Annotated in this window: 4 protein-coding genes; 2 read left to right on the top strand and 2 right to left on the bottom strand. The window is 68.5% G+C overall.

Translation table 11 applies throughout. From position 1 onward, the window contains the following. Positions 1-284: 284 nt before the first annotated feature. On the top strand, positions 285-455 hold the full coding sequence (locus LOY02_RS18200) for a hypothetical protein (protein ID WP_317183785.1): 171 nt from the start codon (positions 285-287) through the stop codon (positions 453-455). A gap of 24 nt (positions 456-479) precedes the next feature. Continuing rightward, positions 480-1,391: a PH domain-containing protein gene (locus tag LOY02_RS18195; protein ID WP_317183784.1), complete on the top strand. Its 912-nt coding sequence runs from the start codon at positions 480-482 to the stop codon at positions 1,389-1,391. A gap of 243 nt (positions 1,392-1,634) precedes the next feature. Here LOY02_RS18195 and pntB read toward each other — a convergent pair whose 3' ends face one another. Both pntB and LOY02_RS18185 read right to left on the bottom strand, forming a co-directional pair. Further along, positions 1,635-3,005: a Re/Si-specific NAD(P)(+) transhydrogenase subunit beta gene (gene pntB / locus LOY02_RS18190; RefSeq protein ID WP_317183783.1), complete on the bottom strand. Its 1,371-nt coding sequence runs from the start codon at positions 3,003-3,005 to the stop codon at positions 1,635-1,637. A gap of 3 nt (positions 3,006-3,008) precedes the next feature. After that, on the bottom strand, positions 3,009-4,090 hold a 1,082-nt coding region (locus LOY02_RS18185), incomplete at its 5' end, for a Re/Si-specific NAD(P)(+) transhydrogenase subunit alpha (protein WP_317183782.1).

Here is a 4,090-nt window from a genome sequence, read left to right as displayed (position 1 = left end):
ATCGTGCCTGGCCTCGGCGACGCAGGTGACCGCCTCTACGGGGTCGTCGACTAGGCCGTATGCCGCTGGGCTCACCACCAGGGGTCGCCCCGGTCCGCACCACGGTGGGGTGCGACAAGCCGCCCCGACGGAGGACGCAGGAGGACGATCGCGCCCGGGCAGACTACTGTTGGCCCAACACACCCCCTGACCCTCCACGTCCTCACGCGTCACTTCGGGCACACTGGTCCCACACGTGTGCCGTGCGACGCCGCGGCCGTCCGTCACGCTGAGGAGCGAACGCCATGGTCAAGGCCAAGAAGATCATCCTCATACTTGTGGGCGCGTTCTTCATCTATGCGATCTTCACGTCCCCGGACAAGGCGGCCGGCATCGTCAGCAACGCCTGGGGCGTGGTCGTCGACGGCTTCAACGCGATCCTCCGCTTCTTCGACACCCTGCTCAACAGCAACTAGCTGTCCGCGGCGGCCACCATGGCAATGCTCCGGCGCACTGACGAGATCCCTGCGGGACTCTCGCCGATCCTGCTGCCCGGTGAGCAGCTCGTCACCGCGGTTCACTCTCACTGGGCGAGGCTGCTCAAGCCTGTGGGGATCTGCGTCGCCGCGCTCCTGCTCGCGGTGTTCGTCGACGCCAACCTCACGCCCGCAACCCAACCGGTCGGCAACGCCCTGTGGATCCTCTTCTTCCTCACCCTCGCGGCACTCCTGTGGCGACTGCTCGAGTGGCGCCATGACTGGTTCGTGGCGACGGACAAGCGCCTGCTCCTGCGCTACGGCATCATCACGCACAAGGTCGCGATGATGCCGCTCATCAAGGTCACCGACATGAGCTATGTCAGGTCGATCCAAGGCCAGCTCCTCGGCTACGGCCGTTTCATCATGGAGAGCGCCGGGCAGGACCAGGCCATGCGGCAGGTCGACTGGGTGCCTCGACCCGATGAGACCTACCGCGCCATCTGCGCCGTCATCTTCAACATCGGCCCACCTCCGGGGACGGCGACCGTGGTCGAGATCCAGGACGACGGCACCGGTTCCGGCCCACCGGTCGACGGCGCAGGACACGGGCCCGATGATGGTTCGGGCGGTCCCGGCGGCTCGGGTGGACCCGACTCGGGCGGCCCGAGGGATCCCGGGTCCGCCGGCGGGGCACGACAGGGCGAACCCCCGAGGTACGGCACCCCGCACTATCCGGACGTGCCTCCGATCCACAACCCCATTCAGGACCGCCTCGACAGCTACTCACGCGCCATCCCGCTGCGGCGCGTCCGCGGCGGGGAGTCGCTCTACGAGAGCGAGGACATCCGTCGCCGCCGTCGCTCTGCGGACACGGGTCCGGTGCCGATCCGCCAGCAGGACAACGTGCCTCGGCACGAACCGCACGCCGATTGACCGGCCTGGCCGGTCTGGAGTGACCGCTGCTGCTCCGGGTCACACTGGCATGGCACCCGCTACCGACACTCGGCTCTCTCCCCCGCCAGCCCACTGACTCACCTGCGTGGCAGTGGCACCCACTGACTCACGTGGCGGGTGAGTGGACGAGTGCGCCGGGCATTGGGGGGCTGGCGTAGTGCGGGGTGACGCCTCACTCGGCGAGGCGCCACCCGCAGAGGGCAGGTCAGCTGGGCCGGCGGGTCACATCGCCTTGATGATGTCCTCGACCCGGTCCTTGGCGTCACCGAAGAGCATCGCCGAGTTCTCCCGGAAGAACAGCGGATTCTGCACGCCGGCGTAGCCAGCCGCCATCGACCGCTTGAAGATGACGACCTCCTTGGCCTTCCACACCTCGAGCACCGGCATGCCGGCGATTGGGCTGTTCGGGTCGTCCTGGGCCGCCGGGTTGACCGTGTCGTTGGCGCCGATGACGAGCACGACGTCCGTCTCGGGCAGGTCCTCGTTGATCTCGTCCATCTCGAGGACGATGTCGTAGGGCACCTTCGCCTCGGCGAGCAGGACGTTCATGTGGCCCGGCAGTCGACCCGCGACCGGGTGGATGCCGAACCGCACGTTGACGCCCTTCTCCCGCAGCTGGGCGGTGAGCTCCGCGACGGGGTACTGCGCCTGCGCGACGGCCATGCCGTAGCCGGGCGTGATGACGACCGAGCGGGCGTGCACGAGCATGTCGGCGACCTCGGACGCGTTGGTCTCGCGGTGATCTCCGTAGTCGACGTCGCCGGTCGGCGCCCCACCGTCGGAGCCGAAGCCACCGGCGATGACGCTGAGGAACTTGCGGTTCATCGCCTTGCTCATGATGTACGAGAGGTACGCACCGGAGGAGCCGACGAGGGCACCCGTCACGATGAGCAGGTCGTTGCCGAGCATGAAGCCCGCGGCAGCCGCGGCCCATCCGGAGTAGCTGTTGAGCATCGAGACGACGACCGGCATGTCGCCGCCGCCGATGGAGGCGACGAGGTGCCAGCCGAAGGCCAGGGCGATCGCGGTCATGATCGCGAGCGGCACGATCGAGTGCGACGCGACGAACCACACCATGAGCACGACCGAGACGATGCCGGCGAGCAGGTTCAGCCAGTGCCGGAAGGGCAGCATGAGCGGCGCGCCGGAGATCTTCGCCGACAGCTTGAGGTAGGCGACGATCGAGCCGGTGAACGTCACCGCACCGATGAAGACACCGAGGAACACCTCGACGCTGTGGACCGCGTCGCCGGACCCCTCGAGGAACGAGTTGTAGCCGACGAGCACCGCGGCCAGACCGACGAAGCTGTGCAGCATCGCAATGAGCTCGGGCATGCCGGTCATCTCGACCTTGCGCGCCTTGTTGACGCCGATGACCGCACCGATCGCGACGGCGACCGCGATGAGGCCCCAGTTGAGCCAGTCGGCCGAACGGCCGGCGAGCCAGAGCGTGGCGAGGAGGGCGAGGGCCATGCCGACGATGCCGAGGACGTTGCCGTCCTTGGCGGTCTCGTGCTTCGAGAGTCCGGCGAGGCTGAAGATGAACAGCAGCGCCGCGATGATGTAGGCGGCGGTGATGAGGGAGGTTTCCACGGCTCAGCCCTTCCGGAACATCGTGAGCATGCGGCGGGTCACGAGGAAGCCACCGAAGATGTTGATGCTGGCGACGAGGGTCGCGACGAAGGCGATCGCGAGGACCGCCGTCGAGGCGCCGGAGACACCGAGCTGGATGAGGGCGCCGACGACGATGATGCCGCTGATCGCGTTGGTCACCGACATCAGCGGCGTGTGGAGGGCGTGGTGGACGTTGCCGATGACGTAGAAGCCGACGACCACGGCGAGCGCGAACACCGTGAAGTGTGCGAGGAAGCTCGCCGGCGAGAAGGCCGCGATGAGGGCGAAGACGGCCGCGCCGATGCCCATCCAGACGAACTTGCGTCTCGGGTCCGGTGGCGGTGGTGGTTCCTTCGCGACGACCGGTGCGGCGGCGACGGGGGCCGGCGCCGCGGAGACCTGGATCGGCGGCGGTGGCCAGAGCAGCTCGCCGTCCTTGGCCACGGTCATGCCGCGCTGCACGACGTCGTCGAAGTCGAGGACGAGCTGCCCGTCCTTGCCGGGGGTCAGCAGCTTCATGAGGTTGACGAGGTTGGTGCCGTAGAGCTGGCTGGCCTGGGTGGGGAGCCGGCCGGCGAGGTCGGTGTAGCCGATGATCTTGACGCCGTTCGCGGTGACGACGAGCTCGTCGGCGACGGAGCCCTCGACGTTGCCGCCGTTGGCGGCGGCCATGTCGACGATGACGGAGCCGGCCTTCATGGTGGCGACCATCTCGCCGGTGATCAGGCGCGGGGCCGGCTTCCCGGGGATGAGGGCCGTCGTGATGATGATGTCGACGTCCTTGGCCTGCTCGGCGTAGAGCTCGGCGGCCTTGCGGTTGTAGTCCTCGCCCATCTCGCGGGCGTAGCCGTCGGCGCTCACCTGCTGCTCGCCGACCTCGACGCGGAGGAACTCGCCGCCCATCGACTCGACCTGCTCGGCGACCTCGGGCCGGGCGTCGGTGGCACGAACAATGGCGCCGAGGCTGCCAGCCGTGCCGATTGCGGCAAGTCCAGCGACCCCGGCGCCAACGACGAGCACCTTGGCCGGCGGCACCTTGCCGGCCGCCGTCACCTGACCCGTGA

Origin of the sequence: Intrasporangium sp. (genome assembly GCF_032907665.1) — a bacterium.
Lineage (GTDB): Bacteria > Actinomycetota > Actinomycetes > Actinomycetales > Dermatophilaceae > Intrasporangium.
This window is presented reverse-complemented; position numbering and strand designations above follow the sequence as displayed.

Coding starts and splice junctions, on each gene's coding strand:
- LOY02_RS18200 (WP_317183785.1), top strand. CDS start 285: ATGGTCAAGGCCAAGAAGATCATCCTCATACTTGTGGGCGCGTTCTTC.
- LOY02_RS18195 (WP_317183784.1), top strand. CDS start 480: ATGCTCCGGCGCACTGACGAGATCCCTGCGGGACTCTCGCCGATCCTG.